This is a genomic window from Rathayibacter sp. Leaf248 (assembly GCF_920939495.1).
GTDB lineage: Bacteria > Actinomycetota > Actinomycetes > Actinomycetales > Microbacteriaceae > Rathayibacter > Rathayibacter caricis.
Window position 1 is genome coordinate 148,362 of the sequence record NZ_CAKLAV010000001.1, and the last position, 16,316, is coordinate 164,677.

Here is a 16,316-nt window from a genome sequence, read left to right on the forward strand (position 1 = left end):
CCGGGCGCGACTCCTGGGGCCGGTGCGGCTTCTGCCGGGCCGGCGCGCCGGCGGCCGGCTACGACGACGGCGAGCCGCTCGAGAGCCCCGCCTCGAGCGCGTCGAGGATCGGCAGCTGACCGGCGACGATCCCGCCCCGCGCCTCGGCCGCGCTCATCCAGCGAGCCGTCTCGATCTCGGGGTACTCGCGGACGACGCCCGAACCTCGCGGCCACTCGAGCTCGAAGGTGTTGCTCGTGACGAAGCGCACGTCGTCGCCCCCACCGCCCGCGAACACCGTGACGATCTTGCCGGAGGACTGCCGGAACGCGCCGAGGCGCCGGTAGTCGAGGTCGGGAGCGGGAACGCCGATCTCCTCCTCGAACTCGCGCCTCGCCGCGTCCAGCGGCGCCTCCTCCTCCGTGTACAGGCCCTTCGGGATCGACCACGCGCGCGGACGCCTCGTCCACAGCGGTCCGCCCATCCGTCCGAGGAACACCTCGAGACCCTCCGGGCCGGTGCGGTGCAGGAGGAGGCCCGCGCTCGTCGGGGCGGTCATCGCGGGCACCTGGTCATCCCGCCATCCTGCCCCTCCCGCGTGGAAGGATCGAGAGGATCGACCGCGACGCACGGAGTGGACCATGGACAGCACCGAGATCCTGCGCGGACTGCAGGACGCCGTCGGCGAGGCGCTCGTCGTCGCCGGACCGGACTTCGAGGCGGTGCACACCGACAAGTCGGGCTTCGCCACGGGGGAGCGCGCGCTCGCCCTGGTGCTCGCGCGCTCCGTCGAGGACGTCCAGGCCGTACTGCGCCTCGCGACCGCGCACCGCGTGCCGGTCGTCCCGCGGGGAGCCGGCACCGGGCTGGCCGCCGGGGCCGTCGCCACGAGCGGCGCGATCGTGCTCTCGACCGCGCGCATGGACCGGATCCTCGAGACCTCGCTCGAGGACGAGCTGGCCGTCGTGGAGCCGGGAGTGATCAACCAGGCGCTCTCGGACGCCGTCGCCGCCGACGGGCTGATCTTCTCGCCCGATCCCGCGAGCAAGGCGATCTCGAGCATCGGCGGCAACATCGCCACCAACGCCGGCGGCCTGCTCTGCGCGAAGTACGGAGTGACGCGGGAGGCCGTGCTGGGCCTGGCGGTGGTGCTGCCGGACGGGCGGCTGGTGCGCACCGGGCGGCGCAGCGTCAAGGGCGTGACCGGCTACGACCTCACCGCGCTGCTGACCGGGTCGGAGGGGACGCTCGGCGTGATCGTCGAGGCGACGGTGAAGCTGCGTCCCCTCCCGCAGGGGCCCGTCGTGACGATCGGCGCGTACTTTCCGAGCGTGGTCGCCGCCGCAGCGGCCGCCGCGGCCGTGACCGCGGCGCGGCTCCGACCGGCGGTCATGGAGCTGATGGACGAGGCGGCGCTCGCTGCGATCGGCCGCTACACGGGCACGGTGCTCGACCGCGGTGCGGCCTACCTCCTCGTGCAGACCGACGACGGGGGAGCCCGCGACGAGGCTCGGCGGATCCTCGGGATCGTCGTGCGCGCGGGCGGCGACGCGGAGTCCACGGAGGACCGGGCCGCCGGGGAGGCGCTGCTCGCGGTGCGCCGAGCGTTCCACCCCGCGCTGGAGGCCGAGGGCGAGGTCCTGATCGAGGACGTCTGCGTGCCCCGCTCGGCGCTGCCCGCGATGTTCGCGGCGATCAGGGGCATCGAGGAGCGGACCGGACTGTCGATCCCCACGGTCGCCCACGCGGGCGACGGCAACCTGCATCCGAACTTCGTGCTGCCCGCGGGTGCGCACGAGGTCGGAGAGGAGGTCTGGGAGGCGGCCGCCGAGCTCTTCCGCACGGCGGTGTCGCTCGGAGGCACCCTGACCGGCGAGCACGGCGTGGGGCTCCTCAAGCGGCGCTGGCTCGAGGAGGAGCTGGGGGAGGACTCGACGGCCCTGCAGCGGGGGATCAAGGCGGTGTTCGACCCGCTGGGGATCATGAACCCGGGGAAGGTCTTCTGACGCGTCAGGCGGGCAGGAGCTCCGAGACGAGCAGCGCGGCGGTCAGCACCGTCGTCGCGGCGGACATCAGCCAGTAGAGGATCGTCTCGCGCCACGAGCCGGCCGAGCCGAGGACCGGCAGCGCGGCGTACCCGCCGGAGGTCCAGAGGCGTCGCAGCACCGGGATGCGGCGGACCGCCCGGGGCGCCCGGATCCGCAGCGGCCAGAGCCAGTTGATCCCCTCGGTGGTCAGCGCGTCGCCGGCGATGTGCACGAAGTAGCCCAGGGTGGCCGCCACGCGCAGCCACGCCCAGCTGCCGTCGGCGAGGCCGATCAGGAGCCCGGTGACCACCGCTGCGACGGCCCAGGCGAGCGGCCAGGACCGGGCGGTCCTGGTGGCCTTCGCCGCGAAGGCGAGCGCGGGGAGCGTCAGCAGCGCCGCGAGGGACACGGTGCCCAGCGGAGGGAGCGGGAAGCGCACCGCCGTCAGGACCGGCACGAGGTACCAGACCACGGCGACGGCGAGCAGCGAGTGCATGCCGTGGCGGTGCCCGCCGCTGATGCGCCCGGCGGTGGCCGTCAGGATCGACGCGCCCGGTGCGGAGCGGGAGATAGTCGCACGGGCGTGGTCGGCATCGGGGGCGAGCGCCCATCCCGCGGCGACCCCGAGACCGACGAGACGGATGTCGAGCGGCAGATCCGCGACTCCGAGCGGACCGGCGATCGCCGGCACGGAGGTGGCCACCGACCAGGCGAGAGCGCCGGAGACGGCGTGGGAGCGGCCCATCACGGCGGGTGGCACCTCGTGGTCGGATCGGAGCGGGACGGCGATGCCCGGGAGGGGCACGAGAAAACCCCCGGTACCGCGCTGCTGCACGGGCCGGGGGTGAGGGTGGGCGATACCGGACTCGAACCGATGACCTCTTCCGTGTGAAGGAAGCGCGCTACCAACTGCGCCAATCGCCCAGGAGGCCGTCTTGTGAACGACCCGAGAGACGATGTTAGCGGATCCCGGAGCGCGCGGAGCACCACGGCGGCGCGCCACGCCCGGGTGAACGGGGCGTGTCGGGGCGGTTTCCGGCGGAAAGACGGGCAAGTCGTCGACACGGCCCGGATCCGCGTCCGCTCGATTTGGTTTCTCCCGCGGCCGTCCTATAAAGTCTTCTAGGTCGAGCCGGGCAGCGAAAGCGCCGGGGAGGCGAAGACGGGAAGCGTCCGGCAAGACGTGGCTCCGAAGTAGTACAACTGAATACGACCAACATGCGGATGTGGCGCAGCGGTAGCGCATCACCTTGCCAAGGTGAGGGTCGCGAGTTCGAATCTCGTCATCCGCTCGAATATCGGCCTCCGGGCCGATGTTTCTGAGGGGGCCTCCGGGTCTTCTCCAACCGGTCGGCTCGCCTCGCGGGCCGCCGACACCGAACCCAATACACGGTGGATTGGCCGAGAGGCGAGGCAGCGGCCTGCAAAGCCGTATACACGGGTTCGAATCCCGTATCCACCTCGATCGTTCCGACGAACGAGGCGCTCCTCCTGGAGCAACGGGCGATTGGCGCAGCGGTAGCGCGCTTCCCTGACACGGAAGAGGTCACTGGTTCGATCCCAGTATCGCCCACCACCTGGAACCCCGGCCCTCGGCCGGGGTTCCGTCGTTAACGGCGGCCCCCGCCTCCGGCTCGCCTCGAGGTTCTGCGCGGGCGGCCGCGCGGGCTACCCTCGGGACGTGCCCGCTCCGATCCGCCTCGACGAGAGCACGGTGCTCCGCCTCGTCGCCCGAGAGGACGGACCGGCGCTCTCAGCGGCCTACCGTCGGAACCGCCGCCACCTCGCTCCGTGGGAGCCGCTGCGCTCGACCCGGTTCTTCGAGGCGGGCGGGCAGACGGACGCCATCGCCGACTCGCTGTTCGCCCATCGCTCCGGCAGCGTGCTGCCGCTCGTCCTCGTGCAGGGCGAGGAGATCGTCGGACGGATCACCCTGTCGAACATCCTCCGCGGCGCCTTCGAGAGCGCCGAGATGGGCTACTGGCTCGACGCCCGCCTCGAGGGGCGCGGCGTGATGACCCGCGCGGTCGGCGAGGCGATGGGGATCGCCGGCGGCGAGCTGGGCCTGCACCGCGTCCAGGCGGGGACCCTCCTCCACAACGTCGGCTCGCAGACGGTGCTCGAGCGCAACGGCTTCGAGCGCATCGGCATCGCCCGCCGCTACCTCCGGATCGCGGGCGAGTGGCAGGACCACGTGCTGTTCCAGCGACTGCTCGAGCCTGCGCCGAACGCACCGCTGACGCCGCCGGAGGGGCCGCAGCCGCCTCCGAGTCGTCTCGTCTAGGGTGGGCGACGGCCGCGCCGGTGATCCGTCGGCGCTTGCACCGAGAGGGACGGCTGGAGCATGACCCGCACCATCGGCGGACGCGAGTTCGACTTCGAGCGGCAGGTCGCCGTGATGGCGGTCGTGAACCGCACCCCCGACTCCTTCTACGACAAGGGTTCGACCTTCGCGCTGGATCGAGCGGTGGCCGCCTCGGTGCGGGCGGCCGAGCAGGGCGCCGACTGGGTCGACATCGGGGGAGTGCCGTTCGGCCGGGGCCCGGCCGTCTCGCTGCAGGAGGAGATCGACCGGGTGGTGCCCGTCGTCGCCGGCATCCACGAGCGGAGCGACGTGGTCGTCTCGGTCGACACGACGCGAGCCGAGGTGGCCCGGCTGAGCATCGCCGAGGGCGCCTCCGTCGTCAACGACACCAGCGGGCTGCACGACCCGGACATGCTCGCCGTCGTCGCGTCGTCCGACGCGCAGCTCGTGATCACGCACAGCCTGGGCGCACCGCGGAGCGAGCCCGTGCGGCCCGAGTACGACGACGTCGTGGCCTCGGTGATCGCCCACCTGCGCGAGAGGCGGGACCGGGCGGTCGCGGGCGGCGTCCCGGACGAGCGCATCATCCTCGACCCCGGTCACGACCTCAACAAGAACACCTTGCACACCCTGGAGCTCACCCGTCGCCTGGGCGAGATCGCGGCGCTGGGACTCCCGGTGCTCGCGGCGGTGTCGAACAAGGACTTCATCGGCGAGACGCTCGACCGCCCGCAGGGCGAGCGGCTCGAGGGATCCCTCGCAGCGGCGGTGATCTGCATCCTCAACGGTGCGCGCATCGTGCGCATGCACGACGTGCGCCAGGCCGTCGACGCGGTCCGATTGACCGAGGCCGTTCTCGGCTGGCGGGCACCCGCCCACCTCCGTCACAACATCGAGGAGGAGCCCGTCGCATGAGCGCCGCGATCGACCGCCTGCACCCGTCCCCGCTCGCGGCGCTCGACGACGACGCGCTCCTCGCGCTCTACTCGGCCGAGACCTCCGAGCCGTGGCTGCGGGGGAATTTCGTCTCGAGCATCGACGGAGCGGTCACCCGGGAGGGCGTCTCGGGCGCGCTGGGCGGGGACGCGGACGAGCGGGTCTTCGACCTCCTCCGTCGTCTCGCCGACGTGGTGCTGGTCGCGGCGGGCACGGTCCGCACCGAGGGCTACGGGCCGATGGTGCTGGGGGAGGAGTCGGCCGCGGCGCGCTCCGCCGAGGGGCGCCCCGCGCATCCGGTGTTCGCGATCGTCTCGGGCTCGCTGGACCTGGACCCGGCCTCGCGGATCTTCACCGAGGCCCCGGTGAGCCCGGTCGTGGTCACCACCGGAGCGTCTCCCGCCCGTCGGCGCGAGGAGCTCGCCGAGGTGGCGGACGTGCTGGTCTGCGGCGAGGAGGACCTGGACGCGGTGCGGATGCGCGACGCCCTCGCCGATCGCGGTCTCGCCAGGATCCACTGCGAGGGCGGACCGAGGTTCCTGGGTACCCTCCTCGCGCACGACGTGGTCGACGAGCTCGACCTCACCGTCAGCCCGACGCTCGAGGCCGGCGACGCCGGCCGGATCGCCCGGGGCGAGGCGGAGGCGAGGGTGCAGCGCCTCGCGCACGTCCTCGCCTCCGGTGACACCCTGCTGCTGCGCTACCTGCGCGCACGCTGAGGTCGGGGCGCCGGCCGGACGCCCCGACGGAGCCTCAGTCGGCGAGGACGAACTGCGGAGAGACCGCGCGCGGCACCAGACGCTCGAGCTGCGTGACGTGCGAGGGGTTCAGCTCCTCGAGCGAGTTCACGCCCAGCAGGCGCATGGTGCGCGTGATCTGCTCGGACAGGATCTCGATCATCCGGTTCACGCCCGCCTCGCCGCCGGCCATCAGGCCGTACAGGTAGGCGCGGCCGACGAGGGTGAAGCGCGCGCCGAGGGCGATCGAGGCCACGATGTCGGCGCCGGACATGATTCCGGTGTCGAGGTGGATCTCCATGCCGGACGTGCTGCCCGTGCCGACCTCGCGCACTACGTCCGGGAGGAGGTGGAAGGGGATCGGAGCGCGATCGAGCTGGCGGCCGCCGTGGTTCGAGAGGACGACGCCGTCGACGCCGAGCTCGGCCACGCGACGTGCGTCGTCGACCGTCTGGACGCCCTTGACGACGATCTTCCCGGGCCACTGGTCGCGGATCCAGGCGAGGTCCTCGAATCCGACGGTGGGATCGAACATGGTGTCGAGCAGCTCGCCGACGGTGCCGGACCAGCGGTCGAGCGACGCGAACGACAGCGGCTCGGTCGTGAGGAAGTCGACCCACCACCACGGGCGCGGCATCGCGTTCACCACGGTGCCCAGCGTCAGCTGCGGCGGGATCGAGAAGCCGTTGCGCTTGTCACGGAGGCGCGCACCCGCGACGGGGACGTCGACCGTCACCAGGAGCGTGTCGAAGCCTGACGCGGCCGCGCGCTCCACGAGCGCCATCGAGCGGTCGCGGTCCTTCCACATGTACAGCTGGAACCAGTTGCGGCCGTCGGGGTTCGCGGCCTTCACGTCCTCGATGGCGGTGGTGCCCATGGTGGAGAGCGAGAAGGGGATGCCCCACTTGGCCGCGTTGCGCGCGCCGGCGATCTCGCCCTCGGTCTGCATCATCCTGGTGAAGCCGGTCGGCGCGATGCCGAAGGGGAGCGAGACGGGAGCGCCGAGGACGTCCCAGCCGGTGCTGACCTCCGAGACGTCGCGCAGGATCGCCGGGTTGAACTGGATGTCCTCGAACGCCTGGCGCGCACGGCCCAGCGAGATCTCGGCCTCGGCGGCTCCCTCCGTGTAGTCGAACGCCGCCTTGGGCGTCCGGCGCTTCGCGATGCGCTGGAGGTCGTGGATCGTCAGCGCCTTGTCGAGCCGGGCCTTCTTGAGGTCGAGCTCGGGCTTCTTGAACTGCATGAGGGGCGCGAGGTCGCGCACCTTCGGGATTCGTCGGTCGACCATGGTCAGTCCTTCTCCGCTCCGGTGGGTGTCAGGTGGGTCTCGGCGTAGTAGCCGGAGATGTGGGCCTCGACGAGCGCGCGGGCGCGGTCGGGGTCGGCGGCCGCGATCGCGGCGACCAGGGCGCGGTGCTCCGAGCGGAGTCGATCCCGGGTCCGCGGCCAGTCGGGCAGGGTGCGCGCGGCGGTGATCACGTAGCTCTCGACCGCGTCGCGCAGGCCCGCGGTCATCGCCGCGATCACCGCGTTCCCGGAGGCCTCGGCGAGGGAGAGGTGGAACTGCGCGTCGAGGGCGAGGAACGCGTCGTGGTCGAGCACCTCGGCGTCCATCGCATCGAGGAGCTCGCGGCTCTCGCCCAGAGCCGGGCGGGGGGTGCGGGCCAGGTCGTCGACGACGGCGGTCTCGAGCACGAGCCGGGTGCGGACGACGTCCTCCACCGCGAACCCGCTCGCGGCGACCTGGAGGCGCAGCAGTGCGCTCATCCCTCCGGTCGGCCGCGCCACGATCACGGCGCCCGCCGCCGGCCCGGAGCCGGAGCGGGTGCGCACCAGCCCCATCACCTCGAGGACGCGGACGGCCTCGCGGACCGAGGACCGGCCGACTCCGAGCTCGAGGGCGAGGGCGCGCTCGCCCGGGAGGCGGTCGCCAGGCGCGAGCGCTCCGGTGAGCAGGAGGCCCTCGACGTGGGCGAGGACGGCCTCCCACGCGCGTTCGCCGGTGTCGCTCATCCCGCTCCTCCTCGTGTGGTCTGACCACACCGTAGCATGTGGTCGGACCACAGGGCTCGCGCGGTGCCTAGGCTGTCGGGATGACCGGTCCGGACCTCTCGCGGCAGTACTCGCTCGAGGGGGCGGCGATCCCTGCGATAGCCCGACGGCTCGGCGGTGGCGGTCCGGAGCTCGCGTGGCGCAACCAGGCCGGCGGGCTGACCTTCCGCGTTCCGACCGGGTACCTCAAGTGGAATCCCGCGGGCACCGGCATCGACCTGCGGCGCGAATCGGCGCGGCTGCGCTGGCTGGAGGGCCATCACCCGTCGCCCCGCGTGCTCGACGAGGGGGACGAGGACGGCGGCCAGTGGCTGCTCACGGCGCCGGTCTCTGGGTGCAGCGCCGTCGACCCGCTCTGGCTGGCGCGGCCCGAGACGGCGGTGCGGGCGATCGCGCAGAACCTCCGGGCGTTGCACGCCGTCCCCGCCGGTGATCTGCCGGAGGAGCTCCGCCGCGACTCCTGGTTCCACCGCGGGGCGGCACCGGAGTCCGAACAGCCCGTGCTCGTGCACGGCGACGCTTGCGCCCCGAATACGATGATCGACGACGACGGCTCCTGGAGCGGCACGGTGGACGTCGGCGACCTCGGAGTGGGCGACCGCTGGGCCGACCTCGCCGTCGCGGCGATGAGCCTCGACTGGAACTACGGAGACGGATTCACCGGCCTCCTGCTCGAGGAGTACGGCATCGCGCCGGACGAGGAGCGCGCCGCCGCCTACCGCGCGCTCTGGGCCGCGGAGTCCTGAGACCCGCGGCTCACTTCGCGGAGTCGTCCTTCTTCTCGTCCTGCGCCGACTCCTTGTTCTCGGACGCGAGTCGCAGCCACCGGCCGTCGCGCAGGTCCTGCTCGTGCACGGCGGCCTTCTTCTCGCTGGCGGCGGTGTCGCGCGGCGGGAGCTGGATGGTCTCCTCCGCCTCGATGCCCGCCTGCAGCTCACGACCGCGCTCGAGCTCGGCATCGAACTCCGCTCCGAAGAGCAGCGCGATGTTGGTGATCCAGATCCAGAGGAGGAAGACGATCACCGCGCCGAGCGAGCCGTAGGTCTTGTCGTAGTTCGAGAAGTTGGCGACGTAGAAGCCGAAGCCGATCGAGGCGACGAGCCAGATCAGCAGGGCGAGGACCGAGCCCGCTCCGATCCAGCGGAACTTCGGCTGACGGATGTTCGGCGCCCAGTAGTAGAGGATCGCGACGATCACGATCGCGATCACGAGCAGCACGGGCCACTTCGCGATGTTCCAGACCAGCAGAGCGGAGGAGCCGAGGCCGACCACGTCGCCCACGGCCTCGGCCACGGGGCCGCTGAGCACGAGGATCAGCGCGGCGACGACGATCAGTACGACCGTGGCGAGCGTCACACCGAGCATCGTCGGGCGCAGCTTCCAGAACGGACGTCCCTCGTCGATCTCGTAGACGCGGTTCATGGCGCGGCCGAACGCGCCGACATAGCCCGAAGCGGACCACAGGGCCCCGACGATACCGGTGACGAACGCGACTCCCGCGGCCGGAGAGCTCGTCAGCGACTGGATGGGCTCGCGGAGGACGTCGACGACCTGCGCCGAGGCGAGGTTCCCGACCAGCTCGAGCACGGTGTCGGTGGTGGCCTGCGCCTGGCCGAAGAGGCCGAGGACCGAGACGATCGCCAGCAGCGCCGGGAAGAGTGCGAGGACGGCGTAGTACGTGAGTGCTGCGGCGAGGTCGGTGCACTGGTCGGCGCCGAACTCGCGCATCGTCTTCTTCAGCACGTAGCCCCACGACCGCTTCGTCAGGTCGCTCAGCTCGTCGGGCTTGCGCCTGTCGTCGGGTGCGGGCGCGCTCTTCTCGCGGGTCGTGCTCTTCTCGGCCATGCGGCCACGCTACGGCGCTCGGCGATCCGGCGGTGGCCCTTGACGGCGATGCCCCGCGCTGTCAGGCGGCGCTCAGCCGACCGGGAGTCGCGGGGCCCGCCGCTGCCTCGCGGCGGCGATCGTTCCGAAGACGAGGAACGACGTCGTCGACGCGAGGACGACGAGCAGGGGAGCGTCCCACCCGCCGCTCGTGTCGTGCGCGACGCCGAGGACGGTGGGCGCCGTCGCGGCGACCGCGTAGCCGATGCCCTGGACGGTCGCCGAGAGCCGGGAGGCGTGGGCGTCGGACTGCGAGAGCCGGACTACGAGGACGAACACCACCGTGAATCCGCCGCCCTGCGCGATGCCGCCCAGAGCGCACCACAGCGCCCAGAGGTCGGGCGCGAGCAGCAGGCCGGCGGGGACCGTGCACCAGAGTGAGCCGACGAGCGCGATGCTGCCCAGCGGCGCGAGCCGGCGGACGAGCAGCGGGACGCCGAGCGCACCCACGACGGCGGCGACCTGGAAGACGGAGGAGCTCGCTCCGGCGGTCTCGACCGAGAAGCCGTTGCGGTCGACGAGGAGGCTCGGCAGCCACGCGGTCACGCCGTAGTAGGAGAACGCCTGGCTCGAGAAGCAGACCGCGAGCGCGAGCACCGTGGCGCTGCGGAAGACGCGCGGGGGAGCGGCGGCGAGGCCGGCGGGCGGCACCGGCCGGGGGACGGGCCGGAACGCGCCGGAGGGGCCCGCGACGGCGAGCCAGCCCAGCAGTGCGAGTGCCGACAGGAGGAGCCAGGCCAGCAGGGCCCCGCGCCAGCCGAGCGCGTTCGCCAGAGGCGCCGTGCCGAGGGAGGTGATCGTCGAGCCGATGTTGAGCGCCGCCGTGTAGACGCCCGTGGTGAGGTCGACCCGCCGGGCAGGGACGTCGCGCCGGATGACGACCGGGACGACGACATTGCCGATCGTGATGAAGACGCCGATGAGGATCGTCCCCGCGACGACCGCGACGGTGTCGCCGGCCGAGCGGACGACGGTACCCAGGGCGACGCCGAGGACCGTCGCCGTCACGGCGGCGTCCGGTCCGGCGCGCCGGATGACGAGGAGGGCGAGGGGGGTCGCCAGAGAGAAGCAGAGCACGGGGATGCTCGTGAGGATCCCGGCCTGACCGGAGGACAGGGCCAGGTCGTGGCGGACGGCGTCGATCACCGGGGCGACCGCCACGATCGGGCCGCGGAGGACCAGGGCGACGAGCGAGACGGCGACGACGAAGAGCCAGGGGGCGCTCCGACGCGGCGTCATCGGCGCATCGAGGAGGGGTCGGGGCGGCGCACCCGGCTCAGCTGCCGAGGCCGGCGAGGAACCCGGCGATGTTGACGAGGAACATGAGGCCGCCGACGGCGATGCCCACGATGCCCGTGATCAGACCGGCGGTCGCCATGCCCCGTCCGATCCCGGTGACCGTCGCCGCGGCCCGGCCGCGGACCGCGAAGACGATGGCGAGGATCGAGGGGACGAACAGCACGTTGAACACGAGGCTGAGGATCCCCATCACGAGGCTCGCAACGGCCATCGGGTTGCGGCCGGAGGCGGCGGTGGAGTCGTACGGGTTCGCGGCGTACGGGTTCGCTCCGTACGGGGCGGCTGAGTACGGGTCCGCTCCGTACGGTGCGGACGGGACCGCCGGGTCCGAGCCATAAGGCGCTGCCGGAGGGGTGCCGTACGCCGTTCCGGGCGAACCGGCCTGGGGGGCGCTCGGCGTGCCGTACAGCGGGGCCTGCGGTGCGGAGGGGCGTGACCGGTCGGTCCAGGCCGAGCCGTCCCAGTAGAGCTCCGAGCCGATGTCGGCGGGGTGCGGGTACCATCCGGGCGCGGGAGTGCGGGGGGAGTCGTCGGACATGGGGCGATTCTAGGGCTGGCTGATCGCCTCGACGATCAGTCCTTCGGCTGCTCGATGCCCAGCGCGTTGCCGTCGGGGTCGAGGATCCAGGCAGCCCAGACGCTGCCGCGATCGGCGACGCCGTCGACGGTGCGCAGTTCGTCGCTGTCGTAGTCCTCCGGCGTCACTCCGCGCGCCGCGAGGGCGTCGAGCTCGGCGCGGAGGTCCTCGACGCGCCAGGCCGCCTTCGTCTGCTCGTCCTCCGAGCCCGTCGTACTGGCGGTGACCGTCAGGCGCGTCCCTCCCGTCGAGTAGGCGATGGCGGAGTCGGACTCCTCCAGCACCTCCAGGCCGAGGGCGTCGGCGTAGAACGCGCGCGAAGCAGCGAGGTCCTGGGAGAGGAGGACGGGGCCGATGGGTGAGTCGGAGAGCATGGCTGCGCCTTTCGTCGAGAAGCCGCACGGCGGCGGTGGGAGGAGTCCAGCCCACGCCGGATCCGGATCATCGACAAGAGGGTTGCCAGCGGCGCTGTACCGAACGTGCACCGGGGGGAGCGCTCCCCGGTGGTCCGCGCGCAGACTGTCCCGGGCGCGAGGAGGCGTGATGGACGGGCTCGATCGACGGGACGCGGCGGCACTCGCCGATCTCGGCTCGATGCTGGAAGGGCTCGTCGCGGCGGACGCCCTCGACGATCGGCAGCGGGACGCGCTGGCCCGCGCACTCGCCGCGCAGGAGTCCGACGTGCTCGGTCGGGAGCTCGACGCGCTGGCGACACGGCTCCGCGCCCCGGACTGACGATCAGTCGCGGATCACGGCCCGCTCGAGGGTCGCCGCCAGGAGGCCGAGCGCTCGGCCCGGAGTGGTCCCGCTCCCGGGCACGAGCATCCGCAGCCGCAGTCCGTCGACGAGCGCGAGGATCAGCTCCACGTGCTGCTCGAGCGGACCGCGCCGCAGCACGCCCTCCTCGGCGAGCAGATCGATCCAGCGCACCGTGCTCGCGCGGCTGCTCGCGTCGAGGGCGGCGACCAGAGCGCGGCCCTGCTCCGTCGAGCCCGGACCGGCGGACGCCGCGTGGAGCGCGAACCAGCCGCCCAGGGCGGGAGGGGCGTCCTCGGCCGGGAGGAACTGCCCGACGCACTCCAGCAGTCTCTCGAGCGGATCCACGCGCCGGTCGTCGATCCGCAGATCGCCGAGACCGGGGTCGAAGAGCTCCGCGACCACCGCGTCGTAGAGAGCACGCTGCGTGGGGAAGTGGTGGCGCAGCGTGCTGGCCCCGATGCCCGCGCGCGCCGCGACGCCGCGGACGCTCAGCGCCGCGACTCCGTGCTCGGCGGCGAGCGCCCGGGCCGCCCGGAGGATCTCCTCGCGTCGGTTCATCGGATCCTCCTCCTGATCGGCCTGTCCGCGTCCCACCCCGACGCCGGCACAGTGTACCGGTACAGCGTGCCGGGCAGGTCTCGCACACCGTACCAGCGCGGAGCCGAGCCCGAGGGAGCGGAGTCCTCCCGTCCGCGGGCCTGTACGGGAAACGAAGCCGCCGGGCGTTCTCCGGCTCTCTCCGCCGAGGGTTTTGCCAAGGTGGAGGGGACCCAGACGGACGCACGCGACCTGCGTCCGGGATCGGATGCATGGACACGGACCGCAGCGCGCTGCCGCTCTCCGTCGACGACGCCCTCGCGGTGGTGGCGGTCCTCGCCGTCCTCGAGGGCGCTCTCGTCTCGGACGCCCTCCCCGAGGGGGTCGAGGCCGTCCTCGTGCGCCACCTCGTGCAGAACGACCTGCTGCTCGACGGGGCCGACCGCGGCGAGCTCGTCGACGCCCTCCGCGGTCTGGACGAGCGCGTCCGGGCCGTGCTCGGCTGACGTCCGTCCGTCGCTGCCGCAGCCGGCTCCGGAACGTCCCGGCGCACGCGGGCGACTAAAGTCGAGGGGTTGGCGAAGCCCTGAGGAGTGTCCGCGCGTGTCGAACGAACCGTCGAATCCGTCCGAGAACGAGTCCGTCGCGGTGGTGACCGAGGCCGGGACGGGCTTCACGCACTTCTCCGACCGAGCCGTCGTGGCGATCCGGGTCAACGGCGAGCTGAAGGACCTGGCCGCCGACGTCGTGCCGGGCGACCGCATCGAGCCGGTCCTGATCTCCTCGCCGGACGGGCTGAACATCCTCCGCCACTCGGCGGCTCACGTGCTCGCCCAGGCGGTGCAGCAGATCAACCCGGAGGCGAAGCTGGGCATCGGCCCGCCCGTCACCGACGGCTTCTACTACGACTTCGACGTCGAGGAGCCCTTCACGCCCGAGGCGATGAAGGCGCTCGAGAAGGCGATGGACCGCATCGTCCGCCAGGGGCAGCGCTTCGTGCGCCGTGTCGTGACCGAGGACGAGGCCCGCGCCGAGCTGTCCGGCGAGCCCTACAAGCTGGAGCTCATCGGCATCAAGGGCGGCGGTGGTGACGAGGAGTCCGTCGAGGTCGGCGGCGCCGAGCTGACGATCTACGACAACGTCGACCCGCGCTCGGGCGAGACGGTCTGGAAGGACCTCTGCCGCGGTCCGCACCTGCCCAACACCCGCATGATCGGCAACGGCTACGCGCTCACCCGCAACGCCGCCGCCTACTGGCGCGGCTCCGAGAAGAACCCCCAGCTGCAGCGTGTCTACGGCACGGCCTGGCCGACGAAGGACGAGCTGCGCGCGCACCAGGCCCGCCTCGAGGAGGCCGCGCGCCGCGATCACCGCAAGCTCGGGCACGAGCTCGACCTGTTCTCGTTCCCGGACGAGATCGGCTCCGGTCTCGCGGTGTTCCACCCCAAGGGCGGCATCATCCGCTACGAGATCGAGCAGTACATGCGGGAGCAGCTGCTCGCGCACGACTACGAGCTCGTCTACACGCCGCACATCACCAAGGGCGACCTCTTCACCACCAGCGGGCACCTGCAGTGGTACTCCGAGGGCATGTTCCCCCCGATGCACCTCGACGAGCTGCAGGACGAGGACGGCAACGTCACCCGCCAGGGCCAGGACTACTACCTCAAGCCCATGAACTGCCCGTTCCACAACCTGATCTTCCGCTCGCGCGGCCGCAGCTACCGCGAGCTGCCCCTGCGCCTGGCCGAGTTCGGCACCGTCTACCGCTACGAGAAGAGCGGGACCCTGCAGGGCCTCACCCGCGTGCGCGGGCTCACCCAGGACGACGCGCACATCTACGTGACGCAGGAGGACGTGGCGGCGGAGCTCACCCGCAACCTCGAGTTCGTCCTCCAGGTCCTCCGCGACTACGGCCTCAACGACTTCTACCTTGAGCTCTCCACCAACGAGGAGGGCAACCCGAAGTTCGTCGGCGCCCCCGAGCAGTGGGAGGCGGCCATCGAGTCGCTCCGCGCGGTCGCGGTGGAGTCGGGTCTCGAGCTGGTCCCGGATCCGGGCGGAGCCGCGTTCTACGGTCCGAAGATCTCGGTGCAGGCGCGCGACGCGATCGGCCGCACCTGGCAGATGTCGACGATCCAGCTCGATTTCAACCAGCCCGAGCGCTTCGAGCTGGAGTACACCGCGTCCGACGGCACCAAGAAGCGCCCCGTGATGATCCACCGGGCGCTGTTCGGCTCGATCGAGCGCTTCTTCGCGATCCTCACCGAGCACTACGCCGGGGCGTTCCCCGTCTGGCTCTCGCCCGTGCAGGTCGTCGGCATCCCGATCGCGGACGAGTACCTGCCCTACCTCGAGGAGGTCGTGGGCGAGCTCAAGCGTGCCGGCGTCCGCGCCGAGATCGACTACTCCAGCGACCGGATGCAGAAGAAGATCCGCAACGCCACGCTGCAGAAGGTGCCGTTCCAGATCATCGTCGGCGAGAAGGACCGCGACGCCGGCGCGGTCAGCTTCCGCTTCCGCGACGGCACCCAGGAGAACGGCATCCCCGTCGCCGACGCCGTGGCGCGCATCCGCGAGGCGATCGCGTCGAAGGCGCAGGTGTGAGCGTGGACGAGCTCGTCCCCGAGGGAGCGGAGGGGTCCGCGCACCTCGCGGGCGTCCCCGACGAGTTCCAGCGCCTGTGGACCCCGCACCGCATGGTCTACATCCAGAAGGGGCAGCCCGGAGCCGACGACTGCCCGTTCTGCGTCGCGCCCACGCTGAGCGACGAGGAGGCGCTGATCGTCGCCCGCGGCGAGCACGCGTACGTGCTGCTCAACCTCTTCCCGTACAACTCCGGCCACCTCCTCGTCTGCCCGTACCGCCACATCCCGCTGTACGACGAGGCCACCCCGGAAGAAGTGGCCGAGATCGGCGCCCTCACGCAGACCGCGATGCGCGTGATCCGCGAGGTGTCGAACAACGACGGCTTCAACCTGGGGATGAACCAGGGCGCGGTCGCCGGAGCCGGTATCGCCGCGCATCTGCACCAGCACGTGGTTCCGCGCTGGGCGACCGACGCGAACTTCTTCCCGATCATCGCCCGGACGAAGGCGCTGCCGCAGCTCCTGGGCGACGTCCGCGCGAGCATCGCCGCCGCCTGGCCCGCCGAGTAGGCGGGGTCCGCGCAGGCGGACCTCGGTAGACTGGACGGCGCTGTCGGCGGCACGTGCGGCAGCGCC

The 16,316-nt window shown here is 72.2% G+C and carries 18 protein-coding genes and 4 tRNA genes; 12 read left to right on the forward strand and 10 right to left on the reverse strand.

The features are described from left to right. Positions 1-58: 58 nt before the first annotated feature. Positions 59-538 (reverse strand): NUDIX domain-containing protein, encoded by a 480-nt coding sequence (locus LRG51_RS00730; protein ID WP_055793070.1) that lies wholly within the window; start codon positions 536-538, stop codon positions 59-61. Positions 539-620: 82 nt separating this feature from the next. Here LRG51_RS00730 and LRG51_RS00735 point away from each other — a divergent pair, with 82 nt between their 5' ends. Beyond that, positions 621-1,985, forward strand: a complete 1,365-nt coding sequence (locus LRG51_RS00735) for an FAD-binding oxidoreductase (RefSeq protein ID WP_230670417.1) — start codon at positions 621-623, stop codon at positions 1,983-1,985. Positions 1,986-1,989: 4 nt separating this feature from the next. Here the strand turns inward: LRG51_RS00735 and LRG51_RS00740 are convergent, their stop codons facing one another. Continuing rightward, entirely contained in the window at positions 1,990-2,811 is an 822-nt protein-coding gene (locus LRG51_RS00740) for a metal-dependent hydrolase (RefSeq protein WP_157603165.1), read from the reverse strand. Between the two features lie 46 nt (positions 2,812-2,857). Beyond that, positions 2,858-2,930 (reverse strand) — tRNA-Val (locus LRG51_RS00745). 296 nt (positions 2,931-3,226) lie between these two features. Between LRG51_RS00745 and LRG51_RS00750 the strand changes: the two genes are divergently transcribed. The 6 genes from LRG51_RS00750 (at position 3,227) to LRG51_RS00775 (ending at position 5,966) form a co-directional block, all read left to right on the forward strand. Beyond that, a tRNA-Gly gene (locus LRG51_RS00750) sits at positions 3,227-3,298 on the forward strand. Between the two features lie 99 nt (positions 3,299-3,397). Then, positions 3,398-3,468: transfer RNA gene (locus LRG51_RS00755), tRNA-Cys, on the forward strand. 39 nt (positions 3,469-3,507) lie between these two features. Continuing rightward, a tRNA-Val gene (locus tag LRG51_RS00760) sits at positions 3,508-3,582 on the forward strand. Between the two features lie 105 nt (positions 3,583-3,687). Next, the gene (locus tag LRG51_RS00765; protein ID WP_230670419.1) at positions 3,688-4,290 is read left to right on the forward strand and encodes a GNAT family N-acetyltransferase; all 603 of its coding nucleotides are present in this window, start codon (positions 3,688-3,690) and stop codon (positions 4,288-4,290) included. Positions 4,291-4,350: 60 nt separating this feature from the next. Then, positions 4,351-5,226, forward strand: coding sequence for a dihydropteroate synthase (gene folP, locus LRG51_RS00770; RefSeq protein WP_230670421.1), 876 nt, complete (start codon positions 4,351-4,353; stop codon positions 5,224-5,226). Continuing rightward, positions 5,223-5,966 carry a pyrimidine reductase family protein gene (locus LRG51_RS00775; protein WP_230670423.1) on the forward strand — a complete coding sequence of 248 codons (744 nt, stop codon included), beginning with the start codon at positions 5,223-5,225 and terminating at the stop codon, positions 5,964-5,966. The genes folP and LRG51_RS00775 overlap by 4 nt, the downstream gene beginning before the upstream one ends. Positions 5,967-6,000: 34 nt before the next feature. On the opposite strand, the gene LRG51_RS00780 is transcribed toward LRG51_RS00775, so the two are convergent. Both LRG51_RS00780 and LRG51_RS00785 read right to left on the reverse strand, forming a co-directional pair. After that, positions 6,001-7,272, reverse strand: coding sequence for an alpha-hydroxy acid oxidase (locus LRG51_RS00780; protein ID WP_056867248.1), 1,272 nt, complete (start codon positions 7,270-7,272; stop codon positions 6,001-6,003). Positions 7,273-7,274: 2 nt separating this feature from the next. Beyond that, positions 7,275-7,997 carry a FadR/GntR family transcriptional regulator gene (locus tag LRG51_RS00785; RefSeq protein ID WP_230670425.1) on the reverse strand — a complete coding sequence of 241 codons (723 nt, stop codon included), beginning with the start codon at positions 7,995-7,997 and terminating at the stop codon, positions 7,275-7,277. A gap of 80 nt (positions 7,998-8,077) precedes the next feature. Between LRG51_RS00785 and LRG51_RS00790 the strand changes: the two genes are divergently transcribed. After that, positions 8,078-8,782: an aminoglycoside 3'-phosphotransferase gene (locus tag LRG51_RS00790; RefSeq protein WP_230670427.1), complete on the forward strand. Its 705-nt coding sequence runs from the start codon at positions 8,078-8,080 to the stop codon at positions 8,780-8,782. Between the two features lie 10 nt (positions 8,783-8,792). Here the strand turns inward: LRG51_RS00790 and LRG51_RS00795 are convergent, their stop codons facing one another. The 4 genes from LRG51_RS00795 to LRG51_RS00810 form a co-directional block, all read right to left on the reverse strand. Continuing rightward, a complete protein-coding gene (locus LRG51_RS00795) occupies positions 8,793-9,881 on the reverse strand; it encodes a YihY/virulence factor BrkB family protein (protein WP_107575301.1) in 1,089 nt (362 codons plus the stop codon). 72 nt (positions 9,882-9,953) lie between these two features. Further along, positions 9,954-11,159: an MFS transporter gene (locus tag LRG51_RS00800; protein WP_230670429.1), complete on the reverse strand. Its 1,206-nt coding sequence runs from the start codon at positions 11,157-11,159 to the stop codon at positions 9,954-9,956. A gap of 37 nt (positions 11,160-11,196) precedes the next feature. Beyond that, positions 11,197-11,757, reverse strand: coding sequence for a DUF4190 domain-containing protein (locus tag LRG51_RS00805; RefSeq protein WP_230670431.1), 561 nt, complete (start codon positions 11,755-11,757; stop codon positions 11,197-11,199). 35 nt (positions 11,758-11,792) lie between these two features. Then, complete coding sequence (locus LRG51_RS00810; RefSeq protein ID WP_230670433.1) at positions 11,793-12,170, reverse strand: VOC family protein; 378 nt, start codon at positions 12,168-12,170, stop codon at positions 11,793-11,795. Positions 12,171-12,339: 169 nt separating this feature from the next. On the opposite strand from LRG51_RS00810, the gene LRG51_RS00815 reads away from it, so the two are divergent. Beyond that, the gene (locus LRG51_RS00815) at positions 12,340-12,531 is read left to right on the forward strand and encodes a hypothetical protein (RefSeq protein WP_230670435.1); all 192 of its coding nucleotides are present in this window, start codon (positions 12,340-12,342) and stop codon (positions 12,529-12,531) included. A 3-nt stretch (positions 12,532-12,534) separates the two neighbouring features. Here the strand turns inward: LRG51_RS00815 and LRG51_RS00820 are convergent, their stop codons facing one another. Further along, entirely contained in the window at positions 12,535-13,113 is a 579-nt protein-coding gene (locus tag LRG51_RS00820; RefSeq protein WP_230670438.1) for a TetR/AcrR family transcriptional regulator, read from the reverse strand. A 251-nt stretch (positions 13,114-13,364) separates the two neighbouring features. Between LRG51_RS00820 and LRG51_RS00825 the strand changes: the two genes are divergently transcribed. The 3 genes from LRG51_RS00825 (at position 13,365) to LRG51_RS00835 (ending at position 16,250) form a co-directional block, all read left to right on the forward strand. Continuing rightward, positions 13,365-13,598: a hypothetical protein gene (locus tag LRG51_RS00825; protein ID WP_055791728.1), complete on the forward strand. Its 234-nt coding sequence runs from the start codon at positions 13,365-13,367 to the stop codon at positions 13,596-13,598. A 142-nt stretch (positions 13,599-13,740) separates the two neighbouring features. Next, positions 13,741-15,699: a threonine--tRNA ligase gene (thrS, locus tag LRG51_RS00830; RefSeq protein WP_230673062.1), complete on the forward strand. Its 1,959-nt coding sequence runs from the start codon at positions 13,741-13,743 to the stop codon at positions 15,697-15,699. A gap of 2 nt (positions 15,700-15,701) precedes the next feature. Next, positions 15,702-16,250: an HIT family protein gene (locus tag LRG51_RS00835; RefSeq protein WP_230670441.1), complete on the forward strand. Its 549-nt coding sequence runs from the start codon at positions 15,702-15,704 to the stop codon at positions 16,248-16,250. Positions 16,251-16,316: the final 66 nt, after the last annotated feature.

Excerpts from the sequence above, each read along its gene's own strand:
- LRG51_RS00730 (WP_055793070.1), bottom strand. The coding sequence starts at position 538 with ATGACCGCCCCGACGAGCGCGGGCCTCCTCCTGCACCGCACCGGCCCG.
- LRG51_RS00735 (WP_230670417.1), top strand. The coding sequence starts at position 621 with ATGGACAGCACCGAGATCCTGCGCGGACTGCAGGACGCCGTCGGCGAG.
- folP (WP_230670421.1), top strand. The coding sequence starts at position 4,351 with ATGACCCGCACCATCGGCGGACGCGAGTTCGACTTCGAGCGGCAGGTC.
- LRG51_RS00775 (WP_230670423.1), top strand. The coding sequence starts at position 5,223 with ATGAGCGCCGCGATCGACCGCCTGCACCCGTCCCCGCTCGCGGCGCTC.
- LRG51_RS00780 (WP_056867248.1), bottom strand. The coding sequence starts at position 7,272 with ATGGTCGACCGACGAATCCCGAAGGTGCGCGACCTCGCGCCCCTCATG.
- LRG51_RS00785 (WP_230670425.1), bottom strand. The coding sequence starts at position 7,997 with ATGAGCGACACCGGCGAACGCGCGTGGGAGGCCGTCCTCGCCCACGTC.
- LRG51_RS00790 (WP_230670427.1), top strand. The coding sequence starts at position 8,078 with ATGACCGGTCCGGACCTCTCGCGGCAGTACTCGCTCGAGGGGGCGGCG.
- LRG51_RS00795 (WP_107575301.1), bottom strand. The coding sequence starts at position 9,881 with ATGGCCGAGAAGAGCACGACCCGCGAGAAGAGCGCGCCCGCACCCGAC.
- LRG51_RS00800 (WP_230670429.1), bottom strand. The coding sequence starts at position 11,159 with ATGACGCCGCGTCGGAGCGCCCCCTGGCTCTTCGTCGTCGCCGTCTCG.
- LRG51_RS00805 (WP_230670431.1), bottom strand. The coding sequence starts at position 11,757 with ATGTCCGACGACTCCCCCCGCACTCCCGCGCCCGGATGGTACCCGCAC.
- LRG51_RS00810 (WP_230670433.1), bottom strand. The coding sequence starts at position 12,170 with ATGCTCTCCGACTCACCCATCGGCCCCGTCCTCCTCTCCCAGGACCTC.
- LRG51_RS00815 (WP_230670435.1), top strand. The coding sequence starts at position 12,340 with ATGGACGGGCTCGATCGACGGGACGCGGCGGCACTCGCCGATCTCGGC.
- LRG51_RS00820 (WP_230670438.1), bottom strand. The coding sequence starts at position 13,113 with ATGAACCGACGCGAGGAGATCCTCCGGGCGGCCCGGGCGCTCGCCGCC.
- LRG51_RS00825 (WP_055791728.1), top strand. The coding sequence starts at position 13,365 with ATGGACACGGACCGCAGCGCGCTGCCGCTCTCCGTCGACGACGCCCTC.